This is a genomic window from Variovorax sp. OAS795, assembly GCF_040546685.1.
GTDB lineage: Bacteria > Pseudomonadota > Gammaproteobacteria > Burkholderiales > Burkholderiaceae_C > Variovorax.
Window position 1 is genome coordinate 1,255,801 of sequence record NZ_JBEPOH010000001.1, and the last position, 17,514, is coordinate 1,273,314.

General features: G+C 67.5%; 15 protein-coding genes. 3 read left to right on the plus strand and 12 right to left on the minus strand.

Features of this window, described 5'->3' with window-relative positions:
- The first annotated feature begins 102 nt into the window (after window positions 1–102).
- The 3 genes from ABID97_RS05940 to ABID97_RS05950 are packed head-to-tail and all read left to right on the plus strand — an operon-like array spanning window position 103 to window position 2,296.
- On the plus strand, window positions 103–834 hold the full coding sequence (locus ABID97_RS05940; protein WP_354397614.1) for an amino acid ABC transporter permease: 732 nt from the start codon (window positions 103–105) through the stop codon (window positions 832–834).
- A gap of 1 nt (window position 835) precedes the next feature.
- Entirely contained in the window at window positions 836–1,525 is a 690-nt protein-coding gene (locus ABID97_RS05945; protein ID WP_354397615.1) for an amino acid ABC transporter permease, read from the plus strand.
- A gap of 33 nt (window positions 1,526–1,558) precedes the next feature.
- On the plus strand, window positions 1,559–2,296 hold the full coding sequence (locus ABID97_RS05950; protein ID WP_018903696.1) for an amino acid ABC transporter ATP-binding protein: 738 nt from the start codon (window positions 1,559–1,561) through the stop codon (window positions 2,294–2,296).
- Window positions 2,297–2,371: 75 nt separating this feature from the next.
- On the opposite strand, the gene ABID97_RS05955 is transcribed toward ABID97_RS05950, so the two are convergent.
- From ABID97_RS05955 to ABID97_RS06010, 12 genes are all read right to left on the minus strand, one after another.
- A complete protein-coding gene (locus ABID97_RS05955) occupies window positions 2,372–3,313 on the minus strand; it encodes a nucleoside hydrolase (RefSeq protein ID WP_354397616.1) in 942 nt (313 codons plus the stop codon).
- Window positions 3,314–3,359: 46 nt separating this feature from the next.
- Window positions 3,360–4,397 (minus strand): DctP family TRAP transporter solute-binding subunit, encoded by a 1,038-nt coding sequence (locus ABID97_RS05960; RefSeq protein WP_354397617.1) that lies wholly within the window; start codon window positions 4,395–4,397, stop codon window positions 3,360–3,362.
- A 169-nt stretch (window positions 4,398–4,566) separates the two neighbouring features.
- Complete coding sequence (locus tag ABID97_RS05965) at window positions 4,567–5,865, minus strand: TRAP transporter large permease (protein WP_354397618.1); 1,299 nt, start codon at window positions 5,863–5,865, stop codon at window positions 4,567–4,569.
- Window positions 5,862–6,443 carry a TRAP transporter small permease gene (locus ABID97_RS05970; protein WP_354397619.1) on the minus strand — a complete coding sequence of 194 codons (582 nt, stop codon included), beginning with the start codon at window positions 6,441–6,443 and terminating at the stop codon, window positions 5,862–5,864. The genes ABID97_RS05965 and ABID97_RS05970 overlap by 4 nt, the downstream gene beginning before the upstream one ends.
- An 88-nt stretch (window positions 6,444–6,531) precedes the next feature.
- Window positions 6,532–8,478 (minus strand): acyl-CoA synthetase, encoded by a 1,947-nt coding sequence (locus ABID97_RS05975; protein ID WP_354397620.1) that lies wholly within the window; start codon window positions 8,476–8,478, stop codon window positions 6,532–6,534.
- 49 nt (window positions 8,479–8,527) lie between these two features.
- Complete coding sequence (locus tag ABID97_RS05980) at window positions 8,528–9,526, minus strand: Bug family tripartite tricarboxylate transporter substrate binding protein (RefSeq protein WP_354397621.1); 999 nt, start codon at window positions 9,524–9,526, stop codon at window positions 8,528–8,530.
- A gap of 37 nt (window positions 9,527–9,563) precedes the next feature.
- Window positions 9,564–10,772, minus strand: coding sequence for a CaiB/BaiF CoA transferase family protein (locus ABID97_RS05985; protein WP_354397622.1), 1,209 nt, complete (start codon window positions 10,770–10,772; stop codon window positions 9,564–9,566).
- A gap of 73 nt (window positions 10,773–10,845) precedes the next feature.
- Window positions 10,846–11,658: an oxepin-CoA hydrolase, alternative type gene (locus ABID97_RS05990; protein WP_354397623.1), complete on the minus strand. Its 813-nt coding sequence runs from the start codon at window positions 11,656–11,658 to the stop codon at window positions 10,846–10,848.
- On the minus strand, window positions 11,655–12,797 hold the full coding sequence (locus ABID97_RS05995) for an acyl-CoA dehydrogenase family protein (protein ID WP_354397624.1): 1,143 nt from the start codon (window positions 12,795–12,797) through the stop codon (window positions 11,655–11,657). The genes ABID97_RS05990 and ABID97_RS05995 overlap by 4 nt, the downstream gene beginning before the upstream one ends.
- A 13-nt stretch (window positions 12,798–12,810) precedes the next feature.
- Window positions 12,811–14,019 (minus strand): acyl-CoA dehydrogenase family protein, encoded by a 1,209-nt coding sequence (locus ABID97_RS06000; protein WP_354397625.1) that lies wholly within the window; start codon window positions 14,017–14,019, stop codon window positions 12,811–12,813.
- A 10-nt stretch (window positions 14,020–14,029) separates the two neighbouring features.
- Window positions 14,030–15,220, minus strand: coding sequence for an acetyl-CoA C-acyltransferase (locus ABID97_RS06005; protein WP_354397626.1), 1,191 nt, complete (start codon window positions 15,218–15,220; stop codon window positions 14,030–14,032).
- 29 nt (window positions 15,221–15,249) lie between these two features.
- A complete protein-coding gene (locus ABID97_RS06010) occupies window positions 15,250–17,382 on the minus strand; it encodes a 3-hydroxyacyl-CoA dehydrogenase NAD-binding domain-containing protein (protein WP_354397627.1) in 2,133 nt (710 codons plus the stop codon).
- Window positions 17,383–17,514: the final 132 nt, after the last annotated feature.

Consider the following 17,514-nt stretch of genomic DNA (forward strand, 5'->3'; position numbering starts at 1 on the left):
GGGCGTTTGTTTTCGCAAATGCGGCGCCATGCGGCGCGCGGGCACGGCCTCTGCATGCACGCTGGCCAGCAGTCTGGAAATCTGAAAGAAGGAGAGTCCCCGATGGGATCAAACTGGGATTGGCAGGTCTTCTTGCAAGACCCCGGCGGGAAGTACCCGACCTATTGGCAGTGGATGCTGTCGGCATGGGGCTGGACCGTGTCGGTCGCCCTGTTGGCGCTGATCGTCGCGCTGGTGCTCGGCTCGCTGATCGGCATCATCCGCACCCTGCCCAACAGCCCGTGGCTCGTGCGCCTGGGCAATGCGTGGGTCGAACTGTTCCGCAACATTCCCCTCCTGGTGCAGATCTTCCTCTGGTACCACGTCATTCCGGCGCTGGTGCCGGTGATGAAGGGCGTACCGAGCTTCGTGCTGGTGGTGCTGGCGCTGGGGTTCTTCACCTCGGCGCGTATCGCCGAACAGGTGCGGTCGGGCATCCAGGCGCTGCCCAAGGGCCAGCGCTATGCGGGCATGGCGGTGGGTTTCACCACGCCGCAGTATTACCGCTACGTGATCCTGCCGATGGCCTACCGCATCATCATTCCGCCGCTCACCAGCGAGACGATGAACATCTTCAAGAACTCGTCGGTGGCGTTCGCCGTCTCGGTGACCGAACTCACGATGTTCGCGATGCAGGCGCAGGAAGAAACCTCGCGCGGCATCGAGGTGTACCTGGCGGTGACGGCGCTCTACGTGATCTCGGCCTTCGCGATCAACCGCATCATGGCGTACATCGAGAAGAAGACGCGCGTGCCGGGCTTCATCGTCTCGGCCAGTGGCGGCGGAGGACACTGACATGATGAATCTCGACCTGTCGTTCTACAACTGGGACGTCATCAGCAACTTCGTCGTCAAGGGCTTCTACTTCAGCATCATGCTGACGATCGTGGCCACGGTCGGCGGCGTGATCTTCGGCACCGTGCTGGCGCTCATGCGCCTGTCCGGCAAGAAGTGGCTCGACGCGCCGGCCGCCATCTACGTCAACGGCATGCGCAGCATTCCGCTCGTGATGGTGATCCTGTGGTTCTTCCTCCTGGTGCCGGCCTCGTTCTACGCGGCCTTCGGCTCCATCGGCTCGAACTACCGCTCCGAAATCTCGGCCGTGATCACCTTCATCGCATTCGAGGCGGCCTACTTCAGCGAGATCATGCGCGCGGGCATCCAGTCGATCCCGCGCGGCCAGGTGCATGCGGGCCAGGCGGTTGGCATGACCTACGGCCAGAACATGCGCCTGGTGGTGCTGCCGCAGGCCTTCCGCAACATGCTGCCGGTGCTGCTCACGCAGACCATCATCCTGTTCCAGGACACCTCGCTGGTCTACGCCATCGGCGCCTACGACATGCTCAAGGGCTTCGAGACCGCGGGCAAGAACTTCGGCCGCCCGATCGAGGCCTACCTGCTCGCTGCCGTTGTGTACTTCATCATGTGCTATGCCTTGTCGTGGCTCGTCAAGCGCCTCCACAAGAAGATTGCCATCATTCGCTGAGTGGCTGAACCGGAGAAACAAATGTCCGAGAAAATGATTGAAATCAAGAACGTCTCCAAGTGGTATGGCCCGGTGCAGGTGCTCAACGATTGTTCGGTGAGCATCTCCAAGGGCGACGTGGTGGTGGTGTGCGGGCCGTCGGGCTCGGGCAAGTCCACCCTCATCAAGACCGTGAACGCGCTCGAGCCCTTCCAGAAGGGCGAGATCACCGTCAACGGCATTCCGCTGCACGACCCCAAGACCAACCTGCCGAAGCTGCGTTCCAAGGTCGGCATGGTGTTCCAGCACTTCGAGCTGTTCCCGCACCTGTCGGTCACCGAGAACCTCACGATCGCCCAGATCAAGGTGCTCGGCCGCAGCCCCGACGAAGCCAAGACCCGCGGCCTCAAGATGCTCGACCGCGTGGGCCTGATGGCGCACAAGGACAAGTTCCCGGGCCAGCTCTCGGGGGGCCAGCAGCAGCGCGTGGCCATTGCCCGCGCGCTCAGCATGGACCCGATCGTGATGCTGTTCGACGAGCCCACCTCGGCGCTCGACCCCGAGATGGTCGGCGAAGTGCTCGACGTGATGGTGAGCCTGGCCAAGGACGGCATGACCATGATGGTGGTCACGCACGAAATGGCCTTCGCCCGCAAGGTGGCCAGCCGCGTGATCTTCATCGACGTGGGCGGCAAGATCCTCGAAGACTGCCCGAAGGACGAGTTCTTCAGCCATCCTGAAAATCGCCAGCCGCGCACGAAGGATTTCCTGAACAAGATCCTGCAGCACTGATCGAGCCGCTGCGGCGCCAAAAAGCAAAAGCCACGCTGTTCGCAGCGTGGCTTTTCTACTTGGTGCCCAAGGCCGTCAAGGCAGCCGCGCGATGTGCCTGGCCAGCAGGTCGAAGAAGCCCTCTGCATCGCCGTCCACGATCCAGTTCACGTTGGCGGGACGCTTCAGGCTGCCATGCCAGTCGGCCACCGTCTGGCCGAAACCCATGCCTTCGCGGCTGTCGACTTCGACGTTGACCAGCCTGCCGGTGAAGAGCGAGGGCTGCAGCAGGTAGGCGATGACGGTGGCGTCGTGCACCGGGCCGCCGGGCATGCCGTAGTGCCGCATTTCCTCTGGCGCATAGGCGTCGAGGATGTCTGCGACGATCCTGCCGGCCCGGTTGCCGATGCTGCGCAACCGCGCAATGCGCGCGTCGCTGGTCAGGATCTTGTGCGTCGCATCGAGCGGCAGCATGGTGATCGGCACGCCGCATTGCAGCACCGCTTCGGCCGCATGCGGGTCGGCGAACACGTTGAACTCTGCGGTCGGCGTGATGTTGCCGCCGTTGAAATGCGCGCCGGCCATGAGCACCAGTTCGCGCAGGCCCCGTGCGATGTCGGGCGCTTGCCCGAGGGCCAGTGCGAGGTTGGTCTGCGGGCCGAGCATGGCGAGCGTCACGCTGCGCTCGGGCGCCGCGCGCAGCGTGCGGACCAGGTAGTCGACGGCATGGCCCTCGGCCAGGGGCGCGGCAGGTTCATGCACGTCGACGCCGGTGATGCCCTCGCGGCCGTGGATGTTGGCTGCATGGATGGGCGTGCGCTGCAGCGGGCGTTCCGCGCCGGCATACACCGGAATGTCCGGCCGGCCGGCCCATTCGCAGGCGAGGCGCGCATTGCGCGAGGTCTTGGCCAGCGGGACATTGCCGGCCACCGTGGTCAGCGCCTGGAGCGCCAGTGCCTCGGGCGCCGCCATGGCGAACAGCAGCGCGATCACGTCGTCCGCGCCGGGGTCCGTGTCGATGATCAGGGTGTGGGGCATCCGGGCATTGTCGCGGCCGCCCCTTTGTGGCGCAGGACCCGCGTGCTTACTTCTTGCGCGCGGCAATGGCCTTTTCAGCCGCGGCCACGAGGTCCGTGCCCACGGTGGTCTTCCACTTGTCGTACACCGGGCGCGTGGCCTTCACGAAGGCTTCGCGCTCGGCGGGCGTGAGCTGGGTCACGGTCACGCCCATGCCGGCGATGTCCTTCAGCACCGGCTTGTCGGCTTCGACGAGGCCCTTGCGCGCGAGTTCGATCTCCTGCTTGCCGGCGTCGACCGCGGCCTGGCGCACGATGGCCTGGTCGGCCGGCGTCCACGAGGCCCAGATTTCCTTGTTGACCACGAACACCAGCGGGTCGGCCACGTAGCCCCAGGTGGTGACGAACTTCTGGCCCACGGTGTGCATCTTGAGCACGGTGAACAGGAAGAGGGGGTTCTCCTGGCCATCGACGGCGCCGCTGGCGAGCGCGGGCTGTGCGTCGGCCCAGCTCATCTGGGTGGGGTTGGCGCCCAGGGCGGTGAGCATGTCGGAATAGATCGGCGAGCCGACGACGCGGATCTTCATGCCCTTCAGGTCGTCGGGCGACTTGATCGGCTTCTTGGAGTTGGTGATCTCGCGGAAGCCGTTCTCGCCCCAGGCGAGCGGCACCACGCCGGCCTTGTCGAGGGTCTTGAACATTTCCTTGCCGACGTCGCCCTGGGTGAGCGCGTCGATGGCCGCATAGTCGGGCATCAGGAAGGGCATGGAGAAGAGATTGAGCTGCTTGACCTGCGGTGACCAGTTGATGGTGGAGCCGACGGCCATGTCGATCACGCCCTGGCGCAGTGCGCTGAACTCGCGGGTCTGGTCGCCCTGGATGAGCGACACGCCGGGGTAGAGCTTGATGTTGATGCGGCCCTGGGTACGCTCCTTCACGAGGTCGGCCCAGATCTTCCCGGCCTGGCCCCAGGGGGTCGGCGGGCCGAGCACGAGAGACATCTTGTATTCGGGCTTGTAGGCGGCCTGCGCCATGGCGCCGGTCGAGAACATGCCCAGGGCGGTGGCTACGGCGGCAAGGCCGAGCAGGGTGCGGCGGAATTTCATTTGATCCATCTCCTCAGGTTGTAGAAAACGCAATCGGACTTCCGGACGCAGAAGGCGCAAAGGCTTCGCAGAGTGCGCAGAAAGAGCATCCCAAAGTTTGGATATTCCTTCTGCGTCCTCTGCGAGACCTTTGCGTCCTCTGCGTTCGGTTGCCCGCTTTCATGTCTTGTCAGTACCCCAGCTTGCGCGGAAGCCACAACGCGAGCTCAGGGAACGCGATCACCAGCACCATCACGACGAACATCGAGAACAGCATCCATCCCACCCACCGCACGGTTTCTTCCATGCGCACCTTGGCAATGCGGCACGACACCATGAGGTTGACCGCGAGCGGCGGCGTGAACTGGCCGAGCGCCACCTTCAGCGTGAGGATCACGCCGAACCACACCGGGTCCCACTTGTAGTACTGCACGATCGGCAGCAAGAGCGGCACGAAGATCAGGAAGATCGACACGCCGTCCAGGAACATGCCCACCGTGATCAGCAGCAAGATCAGGAGCGCCAGGATGCCGTATTCGCCCAGGCCCGAATTCACGATCGCGCGCGTCACCGGATCGATGATGCCCAGCGTCGAAAGCGAGTACGCGAAGATGCCCGCCAGCGACACCACCAGCAGGATCACCGCCGACAGCTCGCCCGACTCGCGCAAGATGACGAACAGGTCGCGCACCTTGATCGTCCGGTGGATGCACATGCCCACGAACAGGCCGTAGAACACCGCCACCACCGCGGCTTCGGTCGGCGTGAACCAGCCCGCGCGCATGCCGCCCAAAATGAGCACCGGTGCCGCCAGGCCCCAGATCGCTTCGCGGAAACTCTTCCAGAACGGCGGGCGCGGCAGCGTCGATTCGAGCGCGCCCATCTTGTGCTTGCGCGCCAGCAGCACGGCCGGAATCATCAGCGCCAGGCCGGCCATCACGCCCGGGATCATGCCGGCCGCGAACAGCGCCGGCACCGATGCGCCGGGCACCAGCACCGAATACACGATGAACGCCACCGACGGCGGAATCAGGATGTCGGTGGCCGCCGCGGCGCCCACCACACTGGCCGAGAAGGCCGCCGGGTAGCCCGCGCGCGACATGGCCGCGATCATCACCGCGCCCACCGCCGCGGCATTGGCCGGGCCCGAGCCCGAGATGCCGCCGAGGAACATCGCCACGGCAATGGCCACCAGCGGCAGCATGCCGGGTCCGCGCCCGACAATGGCCACTGCAAAATTGACCAGCCGCAGTGCCACGCCCGAGCGGTCGAAGATGGAACCGACCAGCACGAACATCGGAATGGCGAGCAGCGGATATTTGCCGAGCCCCGCATAGAAGTTCTGCGGCACGGCCAGGAGGCCGAACCACTGCGCATCGCTGTTGGCGAGCGCGATGCAGGCGGCGCCGGCCAGGCCCAGCGCAGCGCCGATCGGCACGCCCACCAGCATCATCACCACGAACGCGACGAAAAGAAGGGTGGCGATCACGGTGCGTCGCCCTTGCCGGGACGGTGCGCCTGGCTGCGGTATTCCTTGCGGCCACGCCGGACCATGAGGCCCACCGCGCGCAGCGCGATGGCAAAGGACACGATCGGCAGCCACATCGAATACCACCAGGCCGGCAGTCCGATGCCCGGCGTGGTCTCGTCGAAGCGATAGTCGTCCCACACCATGCGGATGCTGAGCGCGCCGATCAGGCCGAAAAGGATGGCGATCATCAGCGCGCCGAACTGCGCCAGCCGCTTGCGGCGCGCCATCGAGCCGTTCTCGGAGAAGTATTCGATGCGGATGTGGCGGTCGCGCGCCACAGCGGCCGAGCCGGCCACCAGCGCCAGCATGATCATGAGGAAGACCGAGAACTCCTCCGTCCACGCGAACGAAGAGTCGGTGAAGTAGCGCACCAGCACGTTGGCAAAGGTGATGAGCGCCAGCGCGCCCATGATGATGACGGTGAGCCAGTCCTCGATGGCAAGCGGCACCCTGGTGGGCTCGTCGGCGGCTTCGATGTCTGGGGGGAGTGGGCTGGCGGCGTCCAGCAGCGGGCCGGACTCGTTGGGAGTGGTCATCGAAAGGGAAGGGGAAAGCAGCTATGGATGGTAACGATCCATGACCATCCGTTCATCGGGGTTTTCCTAAGCCGCGGCCCCGGGCTTTCTATTCGACGAGCACCCGGGTCTTGAACGGAAGCGGCGCGAGCGCCGCGCGGATCCGTTCCTGCATTGCCGCTGCGAGGCGGCCCGCCGCGGCCGCATCGATGCGCACCTCCACCAGGCTCTCGCCCGCGCCCTGCACGCGGGGCCGGGCATCGCCCGCCATGCCGAGCTCGTCGCAGATCTGCGCCACTGTCGCCGCCACCACGCGGCTCGCGGCCATCGCGCGCAGCTCGGGCTTGTAGATCTTGCCGACGTTGGTCATCGGCATGTTCTCGATGACGATCACCGACCTGGGTTTGGCCGGTGCCTCGTCGACACGCGCGGCGGTGAAGGCGAGCAGCTCGTCCTCGGTGGCGGAGGCGCCGGGCACCAGCGTCGCGAACACCACCGGCAGCTCCCCCGCATACGCATCGGGCGCGCCCACGGCCGCGCACAGCTGCACCGCGGGATGCGCCCCCAGCGCGTCCTCGATCACCTTGGGATCGATGTTGTGGCCGCTGCGAATGATCAGGTCCTTCGAGCGGCCGCTGAGGTTGAGCCTGCCCTCGCCATCGATCCAGCCCAGGTCGCCGGTCGCGAGCCAGCCATCGGCCGTGAAGGCCTTCGCGTTGTCAACGGGATCGACGAAACCCGAGAACAGGTTGGGCGACTTGAACAGCACCATGCCCTGCTCGCCCGGCGGCAAGTCGCGGTCGCTGGCGTTGCCGTGCTCGTCGAGCGCCACGATGCGCATGCGCATGTAGGGCAGCGCAAAACCGACGCAGCCCGCGGGCCCCTCCACACCCCGCGGCGTGATGGTCGAGATGCCGGCCATCTCGGTCATGCCCAGGCTCTCGTGCACGTGCAGGCCGAACAGGCGTTCGAAGCGCGCGGCCAGTTCCGGCGAGAGCACGGCGGCGCCGGTGCGGCAGTAGCCGATCGATGAAATATCCGCACCATCGAGCGGCACGTTGGCCAGCGCGGCCAGCACCGTCGGCACGGCCGAGAGCGAGGTCGGCCGGTATTTCTCGACCAGCTTCCAGTAGTTGGCGAGCACCTCCTTGTTGCGCAGCAGGGAGGGCGTGGGGATGATCACTTCCACGCCCGCCGAGAGCGATGCCAGCGAGGCCGGCAGCACGCCCGCCACGTGGAACAGCGGATAGCCGTTGATGGAGATGCCCTGCGCGTTCATGCCCGCGACCTGCACGCTGGCCCAGGCGGTGAACACCTGCGCGCCATGGCTGTGGCGCGCGAGCTTGGGGGCGCCGGTGGTGCCGCCGGTGTGGAAGTAGGCGGCAATGTCGGTCGGCGCGATGTCGCGGCCGCTCACGAGCCGGTCGGCCGGCTGTGCGCGGCGCAGTTCGTCGAAGCCGGACACGCCTTCGGGCAGCGCGCCCGCCGCCTCCGGCGCCTCGTCGTGCGGCGCGACGCGCAGCACGGTCGTGAGCGTGGGCACCTGGCCGCGCAGGCGCATGGCCTTCGACCACATGCCCGATTCGCTGTCGGAGCCATAGGCGATCAGCACCTTGGCGCGGCCCGCGGTCATCAGCGCCACCAGTTTCTCGTCGGTCAGGAGCGGATTGAGTGGCTGCACGATGCCGGCCGCCTCGCCGCCCCAGAGTGCCAGGTGGTACTCCAGGCAGCCCGGCAGCAGCACCGCCACCGCGTCCTCGGGGCCGACGCCCAGGGCGTGCAGCATGTTCGCGGTCTGGTGGATGCCCGCGAGCAGCTCGGCGTACGACCAGCGGATCGGCGCGTCGGCCGGGTTGCCCGTGCGAAGGAAGGTGAGCGCGGTCTTGTCACCGAAGGCCGCGCCCGCGTTGCGGAAGATCTCGTAGGTGCTGCGCACGGTGAGCGCCTGTTCCAGCGGCGTCTCTTCGAGCCGGCGGATGTCGGCCAGGCTGCGAACCGGAAACAGCGGCCGGAACGGCGCGCCGTCCGGACGGGTCGTGTTGTCGTTGCCTGTCATGTCGTCGTCTCCTGGGTGTTGTCTTGCCGGCCGCGCGCGAAGCGCTGTTTTACTGGTTCGTGATCTTGTTGTCGCGAATGACCTTGCCCCAGCGCTCGAAGTCCTGGCGCATGCGCGTGCCCGTCTGCCCCGGCGTGCCGTAGGCCGCGAAGGAACCGACGCCTTCGAGCTTGTCCTGCACTTCCTTGTCGGCCAGCGCGGTCTTCAGCTCGGCGCTCATGCGCTCGACCACGTCCTTGGGCGTGCCCGCCGGTGCGAGCAGGCCGCCCCACGAGGTGGCGTCGAAACCGGGGAAGCCTTGCTCCGCGACCGTCTTCACGTCCGGCAGCAGGCTCACGCGCTTGCCCGAACCGACCGCAATGGCGCGCAGCGTGCCCGCGTGGATGTGCGGCATCACCGCCACCAGGTCGGAGAACATTGCAGGCACCTGCCCGCCGATCAGGTCGGTCACGGCCGGCGCACTGCCGCGGTAGGGCACGTGCTGCATGTCGAACTTGCCGATGTTCTTGAGCTGCTCGGTCGTCAGGTGGCCGAAGCTGCCCGCACCGGCGGTCGTGTAGTTGAGCTTGCCGCCTTCGGCCTTGGCCTTGGCGATCAGGCCCTGCAGGCCGGTCACCTCGGGCAGCGCCTTCGGATTGACCACCATCACGATCGGCAGGTCGTACACCGTGCCCACGGGCGTGAAGCTCTTGAAGATGTCGTAGGGCGTCTGCCCGTACAGGTGCGCGGCCAGCAGCGTGGGCGTGGCCAGCATCACGAAGGTGTAGCCGTCGGGCGCGGCCTTGGCGGCGGCGGCCGCGCCGATGGTGCCCGAGGCACCGCTGCGGTTGTCGATCAGGATGTTCTGCTTCAGCCCCTGCGACATCTTCTGCGCCACGATGCGCGTCGCCACGTCCGTCGGGCCGCCGGGCGGAAAAGGCACGATGACGGTGATCGGCTTGGATGGCCAGGCCTGTGCGAAGGCGGCGCCGGCCACCAGCGGGAGGGCCATTGCGATGAGTGCACGGCGCACGGGATTGCGAAGGGGGCGGAAAGAAGAAATAGCCATGGACATGTTCAAGGGAGCGGAAGAGAGACAGGCGCCGTCAGACGACGCCATTCGATTTGAGTTGCGCGAGCCTGTCGTCCGACAGGCCGAGCAGCGACTGCAGCACCTCGTGCGTGCCTTCGCCCAGTTGCGGCGGCGCGCTGCGCACGGGCAGGCGCTCGCCGTCGAAGCGGTAGGGCGGCGCGAGCACGTTGACCGTGCCGGCCACCGGATGCGGCTGCGTGGTGACCAGGCCGGCATCGGTCGCGCGCTTGGAGTTGAGCGCTTCGAGCAGGCCGAGCACCTCGCCGCAGGGGATGCCCGACTTCGTGAGCTTTGCGAGCAGGTCGGCGCGTGGGCGCCTGGCCAGCTCGGCATGCAGCTCGGGCAGCAGCACCGCGCGGTTCGCCGAACGCAGGATGTTGGTCTTGAAGCGCTCGTCGGCCGCGAGGTCGGGCCGCTCGATCACCTCGGTGCAGAAGCGCGCGAACTGCGCGTTGTTGCCGACCGTGATCACCAGCGGGCCGTCGGCCGCATCGAACACGCCATAGGGCACGATCGACGGATGCGAGTTGCCGTAGCGCGGCGGGTCTTCGCCCATCAAGAGCGCCTCCAGGCCGTAGTAGGCGGTGATCATGAGGCCGCAGTCGAACAGCGCCATCTCGACGTGGCGGCCCTTGCCGGTCTTCTCGCGCTGGTAGAGCGCGGCCAGGATGGCCTGCGCCGAATACATGCCGGTGAACAGGTCGACTGCGGCCACGCCGAACTTCAGCGGCGGCTGGTCGGCTTCGCCATTGAGCGCCATCAGGCCAGCCTCGCCCTGCACCACCAGGTCGTAGCCGGGCCGGGCGGCCTCGGGGCCGGTGCGGTCGTAGCCCGAGATCGAGCAGTAGATGAGTCCCGGCTGTTCCTTGCTGAGCTGCTCGTAGCCGAGCCCGAGCTTGTCGATGCCGCCGAACTTGAAGTTCTGGATCACCACGTCGCACTGCTTTGCAAGGTCGCGCGCGATCTGCTGGCCTTCGGGCGTCTGCAGGTCGAGCGTGACCGAGCGCTTGTTGCGGTTCACGCTGTTGAAGTAGGCGGTCTCGGTGTTGCCGACGCGCAGGCCCCAGTCGCGCGTGTCGTCGCCGCGGCCCGGGTGCTCGACCTTGATCACTTCGGCGCCCATGTCGGCCAGCACCATGCCGCACCAGGGGCCCGCGAGGATGCGGGACAGATCGAGGACGCGCACGCCGGCAAGCGGCAGCGATGAATTGGGCATGGGCATGAGGGCGACTCCCTGGAAATGAGAAAGCCCCGCACGGTGTGCGAGGCGTGATGGCGTGCGAGGAAGGGCGGTGTCAGGTGGCTTGCGGCTTCCGACGACGCAGCGCGGTGAAATCCGCCGCGCGCTTGCCGAGAAAAGCGCCGATGCCTTCGGCCGCTTCGGCATCGGCCTGCGACTCCACCATGAACACGGCCTCGGCTTCGAGCTGCGCTTCGAGCGTGGCGCGGTGCGCCTGGCGGCACAGGGCCTTGATGCGCGCGCTCGCGCGCTCGGGACCGCCGGCCACCTTGGCCGCGAGCGCGATGGCCTCGGCCAGCGCGGCGCCCTTGTCGGTGAGCCGGTTGACCGCGCCCAGCGCATGCAGGCGTTCGGCCGGCATGCGGTCGCCCGTCAGGCACATCTCGGTCAGCACCTGGCGCGAGACGAACTCCGAGAGAAAGGCCGTGGCGCCGCCGTCCGGCGTGAGGCCGACCTTGACGTAGGCCACCGTGTAGAACGCATCGCGCGCCGACACCAGCATGTCGCAGGCCAGCGCCATCGAGAGGCCCGCGCCCGCTGCGCCGCCTTCGACGGCCGCGATGACGGGCTTGCCGAAATCGCGGATGTCGCGGATCAGGTCGTGCAGGCCTTCGAGCTTGTCGCGGCGCTCGGTGGCGGGCAGTTCGCGCCGCTTGGCCAGCAGGTTCAGGTCACCGCCCGAGCAGAAGAAATCGCCCGCGCCGGTGAAGACGACGGCGCCGACTTCGGGGTCGCCCGCCGCATCGGCGAGTGCGGCCGAGAGCTCGGCGTACAGCGTCGGCGTGATCGCGTTGCGTGCGCCCGGGTTGCTGTTGGTCAGGATGCGAACGGCGCCCTGCTGGGAGATCAGCACGGTCTTGCCGGTCATGCGGCCACCTCTTTTCCGAGTGCGATGTAGCGCTGCAGATGATGGTCCTCGTCGCCGAGCTGGTGGTCGATCATCACGAGCCGCTTGGCGTAGTGCGGCATCGGCAGCTCCCAGGTCATGCCGATGCCGCCATGCATCTGGATGCTCTCTTCCGCGACCAGCGCGCCGATGCGCCCGATGCTGAACTTGGCGGCCGACAGCGCACGCTCGCGCGCCACGCGGTCGGTGCCGTCGATGGCGGCCGCGGCATTGATCACCGCCGAACGGGCCTGCTCGATCTCGAGCAGCAGGTCGGCCATGCGGTGCTGCAGTGCCTGGAAACTACCGATCAGGATGCCGAACTGCTTGCGCGTGCGCAGGTACTCCAGCGTGGCGGTCTTGGCGGCTTCCATCGCACCCAGCGCCTCGGCGCACAGCGCGAGCACGCCGCGGCCGATGGCGCGTTCAAGCGTCGCATGGCCCTGGCCTTCGGTGCCCAGCAGGGCATCGGCGTCCAGCGTCGCGCCGTCCAACGCGAGTTCGGCCACGCGGCCACCGTCGATCGCGGGGCAGCCGCGCACCGTGAGGCCCGCGGTCTTCGCGGGCACGAGGAACAGCGAGATGCCGGCCTCGTCGTCCGCCTGGCCCGAGGTGCGCGCGGAAACCAGGAACAGGTCGGCCTGCTCGCCCTGCGGCACGACGGCCTTGGCACCGTGCAGCACCCAGCCGCCGGCGCTGCGTTCGGCGCGGGTCGAAACTCGCGTGCGCTCGTGGTGCGTGCCGGCTTCGTCGTGCGCAAAGGCCGCGACGATGGCGCCGTTGATGATGTCGCCGAGCTTGCCCTTCTGCGCATCGCTGCCGGCCGCACTGAGCGCTTCGCCGACCATCACGGCGCCCAGCAGCGGCTCGACCACGAGCCCGCGGCCCAGCGCCTCGAAGACCACGGCAATGTCGAAGCCGCCGCCGCCGAAGCCACCGTCCGCCTCGCTGAACAGCGCGCCGATCACGCCCAGTCCTGCGAACTGCTGGAAGATTTCCTTGCTGAAGCCGTGCTCCGACTTCGCGATGCGGTCGCGCGCATCGAAGGCGTACTGCTCGGCGATGAAACGGTTCAGGCTGTCGGCGAGCATGCGCCGGTCTTCGGTGTGTTCGAAGTTCATGTGCGTGTCTCCTTTACAGCCCGAGGATCATCTTGGAGATGATGTTCTTCTGGATTTCATTGGAGCCGCCGAAGATCGACAGCTTGCGGTTGTTGAAGTAGCGCGCTGCCGCGGCCGATGCGTAGGCGGGACCGAAGGTCTCGCCATCGAAGCCGTCGTGCAACGCCTCTTCGACGAAGGGCCGTCCGTACACGCCCATTGCGCGGCGCGCGAGCGACGAGATCTCCTGCCGGATCTCGGTGCCGCGGATCTTCAGCATCGAGCTCTCCGCGCCCGGCACGCCGCCGCCGGCCACGGCCGCGATCACACGCAGGTTGGTGGTCTTCATGTTCTCCAGGTCGATCTCGACCCGTGCCATGCGCGCGGCAAAGGCCGGGTCTTCGGCCAGCGGCTTGCCGTTCTTCGTCTGGGTGGCCGCGATGCCCTTGAGCTGTTCGAGCGCGGCCACCGAGAAGCCCACGCCCGCGATGTTGGTGCGCTCGTAGGTGAGCAGGTACTTGGCGCAGGTCCAGCCCTTGTTCTCTTCGCCGACGAGGTTCTCGGCGGGTACGCGCACGTCGGAGAAGAACACCTCGTTCACCTCGTGCTCGCCGTCGAGCGTGATGATCGGGCGCACGTCGACGCCGGGCGAGGTCATGTCGATCAGGAGGAAGCTGATGCCCTCCTGCTTCTTCGCCTCGCGATTGGTGCGCACCAGGCAGAAGATCATGTTGGCGTGCTGGCCCAGCGTGGTCCAGGTCTTCTGGCCGTTCACGATGTAGTGGTCGCCCTGTGCATCGATGCCGCGCACGGCCGAGGTTTTCACGGCCGCCAGGTCGGAGCCCGCGCCAGGTTCCGAATAGCCCTGGCACCACCAGTCTTCGCCGTTCAGGATGCGCGGCAGCCAGCGCTGCTTCTGCGCCTCGTTGCCGTACTTGATGAGCACCGGACCCAGCATGTTCACGCCGAAGGGCACGATGCGCGGTGCGAAGGCCAGCGCGCATTCGTGTTCGAAGATGAACTTTTCCACGGCCGTCCAGCCCGGGCCGCCGTACTGCTCGGGCCAGTGGTTGGCGAGCCAGCCGCGCGCGTTGAGGATGGCGTGCCATTCCTCCATGTCGGCCTTGGCGAGGATCTTGCCGCCGCTGACCTTGGCCGAGAGGCGCGCGGGCAGCTTGTCGGCAAGGAAGGCGCGCACTTCGCTGCGGAAGGCTTCTTCTTCAGGGGTGAAGTTCAGGTCCATGGCCGGCTCCTCAGAAGATTTCAAAGAGGCCCGCAGCACCCATGCCGCCGGCGATGCACATCGTGACCACGGCGTATTTCGCGCCGCGGCGCCGGCCCTCGATCAGCACGTGGCCCGCGAGGCGCGCGCCGGTCATGCCGAAGGGATGCCCGATGGAAATCGCGCCGCCGTCCACGTTGAGCCGCTCGGCCGGAATGCCCAGCTTCTCCTGGCAGTAGATCGACTGCGAGGCAAAGGCTTCGTTGAGTTCCCACAGGTCGATGTCGTCGATCTTGAGGCCATGGCGCGCGAGCAGCTTGGGGATCGCGAACACCGGGCCGATGCCCATCTCGTCAGGCTCGCAACCGGCCACCGCCAGGCCGCGGAAGGCACCCAGTGGCTTCAGGTTGGCGCGCTCTGCTTCCCTGGCTTCCATCAGCACGCAGGCCGATGCGCCATCGGACAGCTGCGAAGCGTTGCCCGCGGTGATGAACTTGTCTTCGCCCATCACCGGCCTGAGCTTGGCGAGCGCCTCGTAGGTGGTGCCGCGGCGGTTGCAGTTGTCTTCGGTGGCGGTGACTTCGCGCTGCGTGACTTCCTTCGTGTCCTTGTCGGTCACGGCCATGGTGGTGGTGCAGGCGACGATCTCGTCCTTGTAGCGGCCCGCGAGTTGCGCTTCTTCCGTCTTGCGCTGGCTTTCGGCCGAGAAGCGGTCCTGCGCCTCGCGGCCGATGCTGTAGCGCTTGGCGACGATGTCGGCGGTCTCGATCATCGCCATGTAGAGCGCGGGCTTGTGCTCGACGATCCACGGGTCGAGGCTGAGGTCGCCGCCGTCGCCCGGGCTGCGGCCGCGGATCTGCGAGATGCTCTCGACGCCGCCCGCGATCATGGCCGGCGCGCCGTCCACCACGATGCGGCCCGCGGCCATCGCGATCGCCTGCAGGCCCGAGGCGCAGAAGCGGTTCACCGTGGTGCCGGCGATGCTGATCGGCAGGCCCGCGCGGATGATGCTCTGGCGCGCGATGTTGCGGCCGGTGGTGCCTTCGGGATAGCCGCAGCCGAGGATCGCGTCCTCGATCAGCGCGGGGTCGAGGCCCGAGCGCTCGACCGCCGCGCGCACCGCGAAGGCGGCCAGCGTGGCGCCGGGGGTGATGTTGAACTCGCCGCGGTGCGCCTTGGTGAGCGGGGTGCGGGCGGTGGAAACGATGACGGCTTCACGCATGGGGATGTCTCCTGGACGGCTGACTCTGGTTAATCGGATTGATTCAAGCTGGCGAAATCGGCGCCGCGTTCGACCAGGTCCACCAGCAGCGGCGAGGGCCGCCAGAACAGCGGGTCTTCCTTCGCGAACTCGCGGATGTCGGCCAGCACCTTGGCCAGGCCGACGGTGTCGGCGTACTTCATGGGGCCGCCGCGGTGGCGCGGAAAGCCATAGCCGTAGAGAAAGGTCACGTCCACGTCGAGCGGGCGCAGCGCGATGCGCTGGTGCACGACGTTGGCACCTTCATTGACCATCGCGGCCATGTAGCGGCGCATGATTTCGTCCTCGGTGAACGTGCGCGGCGTGATGCCCACGCGCGCGCGCTCGGCGTCGATGATCGCCAGCACCTCGGGGTCGGGCACGCCGGTGCGTGCGCCTTCGGGGTACAGGTAGTAGCCGCGCTGCGTCTTCTGGCCGAACCAGCCGCGTTCGCAGATGCGGTCGGCAATCTGCACGTAGCGCGCCTTCGGGTCGCGCGTGGCGGCCTTGCGCTTGCGCGTGGCCCAGCCGATGTCGCCGCCCGCCAGGTCGGACACCTGGAACGGTCCCATCGGGTAGCCGAAGTTGCGCACCGCCTCGTCGATCTGGTAGGGCGAGGCGCCGTCTTCCATCATGTGGTCGGCGGCCTGGCGGTACACGGCCAGGATGCGGTTGCCGATGAAGCCGTCGCACACGCCGGCGCGCACCGGCACCTTCTTGAGTTTCTTCGCGAGTTCGAAGCCGGTGGCGACCACGTCGGCGCTCACCTTCGCGGGCACCACGATCTCGAGCAGCTTCATGATGTTGGCCGGCGAGAAGAAGTGCAGGCCCACCACGTCCTGCGGACGCGAGATGCTGGCCGCGATCTCGTCGATGTCGAGGTACGAGGTGTTGGTGGCCAGCACGGCGCCGGGCTTGCACACGCGGTCGAGCTCGGCGAACACGGCCTTCTTCACGCCCATGTCCTCGAACACGGCCTCGACCACGATATCGACCTGAGCGAGCGCGTCGTAGCGCGTGGAACCCGAGAAGCGCGTCATCACCGCGGCCTTGGCCTCGGGCGTCATGCGGCCCTTCTTGATGAGGCCGTCGTACACCTTCTCGACATGCTGCCGGCCGCGCGCGAGGCTCGGCTCGTCGCGCTCGATCATGGTCACGGGCATGCCGGCGTCGAGCATCGCCACCGCGATGCCCGCACCCATGGTGCCGCCGCCGACGATGCCGGCTGCATCGAGCGCGCGCGGCTTGGCGGCCTTGGTCTCGGGCGCCTTGAGCACCTCGCGTTCGGCGAAGAACGCGTGGATGAGGCCGGCGCGCTGCGGGCTGTCGATGCATTGCAGGAAGAGCTTGCGCTCCAGCGCCATGCCTTCGTCGAAGGGCAGCGTGAGCGCAGCTTCGACCGCTTCGATGATCTTCATCGGCGAGAACAGGCCGCGGCTCTTTTTCGCGGTGTCGGCGCGTGCGGCTTCGAGCGCGGCGCGGCTGGCCTCCGAATCGGCCAGGCCGGCGGCCTCGCGCGTGCGGCGCACCGGCGCCTTGGCGGCGACCAGCTCCTGCGCATAGGCAAGTCCTTCGGCCAGCGCGTCGGCCTCGGTGCCGAGCCGGTCGACGAGGCCGAGCGACAGCGCTTCTTTCGCGCCCGCATGGCGGCCGCTGAGCATCAGTTCGAGCGCGGGCTTCACGCCGATGAGGCGCGGTGCGCGCTGCGTGCCGCCCGAGCCGGGCAACAGGCCGAGCGCCACTTCGGGCAGGCCCAGCTTGGCGGAGGGCGCCGCGAGGCGGTAGTGCGCCGAAAGCGCGACCTCGAGGCCGCCGCCCAGCGCCGCGCCATGGATGGCCGCGACCACCGGCTTGCTGCAATTCTCGATCGCCAGGCACACCTCGGGCAGCGAGGGCGGCTGCGGTGTCTTGCCGAATTCGCGAATGTCGGCGCCCGCGATGAAATTGCGTCCCGCGCCCACGATCAGCACCGCGGCGGCGCCATCGGCCTCGGCCGCATCGATGGCGGCCACGAGACCGCGGCGAACGTCCACGCCAAGCGCATTGACGGGTGGGTTGTCGATGGTCACGACGAACACGTCGCCTCGACGTTCGAAGGTGACGGGACCGGAAGACGTGGAGGGGCTGGGAGTCGGGGTGGCCATGTGCTTTGTCTCTTGCGTGGCGGGCCCTGCTGCGCGAGGGGCCCGAGGCTCTGGGGTGAACCCCGCATTCTTGGCCCGCGCCACGGCTTTGACAATTGCATAGCCAGTTGACAGACTGTCAAAGAATTTTTG

Bases quoted from the DNA above. Each gene is read 5' to 3' on its own strand.
- ABID97_RS05975 (WP_354397620.1), bottom strand. From the start codon at position 8,478: ATGACAGGCAACGACAACACGACCCGTCCGGACGGCGCGCCGTTCCGG.
- ABID97_RS05995 (WP_354397624.1), bottom strand. From the start codon at position 12,797: ATGAACTTCGAACACACCGAAGACCGGCGCATGCTCGCCGACAGCCTG.
- ABID97_RS05985 (WP_354397622.1), bottom strand. From the start codon at position 10,772: ATGCCCATGCCCAATTCATCGCTGCCGCTTGCCGGCGTGCGCGTCCTC.
- ABID97_RS05990 (WP_354397623.1), bottom strand. From the start codon at position 11,658: ATGACCGGCAAGACCGTGCTGATCTCCCAGCAGGGCGCCGTTCGCATC.
- ABID97_RS06010 (WP_354397627.1), bottom strand. From the start codon at position 17,382: ATGGCCACCCCGACTCCCAGCCCCTCCACGTCTTCCGGTCCCGTCACC.
- ABID97_RS06005 (WP_354397626.1), bottom strand. From the start codon at position 15,220: ATGCGTGAAGCCGTCATCGTTTCCACCGCCCGCACCCCGCTCACCAAG.
- ABID97_RS05950 (WP_018903696.1), top strand. From the start codon at position 1,559: ATGATTGAAATCAAGAACGTCTCCAAGTGGTATGGCCCGGTGCAGGTG.
- ABID97_RS05940 (WP_354397614.1), top strand. From the start codon at position 103: ATGGGATCAAACTGGGATTGGCAGGTCTTCTTGCAAGACCCCGGCGGG.
- ABID97_RS06000 (WP_354397625.1), bottom strand. From the start codon at position 14,019: ATGGACCTGAACTTCACCCCTGAAGAAGAAGCCTTCCGCAGCGAAGTG.
- ABID97_RS05955 (WP_354397616.1), bottom strand. From the start codon at position 3,313: ATGCCCCACACCCTGATCATCGACACGGACCCCGGCGCGGACGACGTG.
- ABID97_RS05970 (WP_354397619.1), bottom strand. From the start codon at position 6,443: ATGACCACTCCCAACGAGTCCGGCCCGCTGCTGGACGCCGCCAGCCCA.
- ABID97_RS05960 (WP_354397617.1), bottom strand. From the start codon at position 4,397: ATGAAATTCCGCCGCACCCTGCTCGGCCTTGCCGCCGTAGCCACCGCC.
- ABID97_RS05980 (WP_354397621.1), bottom strand. From the start codon at position 9,526: ATGGCTATTTCTTCTTTCCGCCCCCTTCGCAATCCCGTGCGCCGTGCA.
- ABID97_RS05945 (WP_354397615.1), top strand. From the start codon at position 836: ATGATGAATCTCGACCTGTCGTTCTACAACTGGGACGTCATCAGCAAC.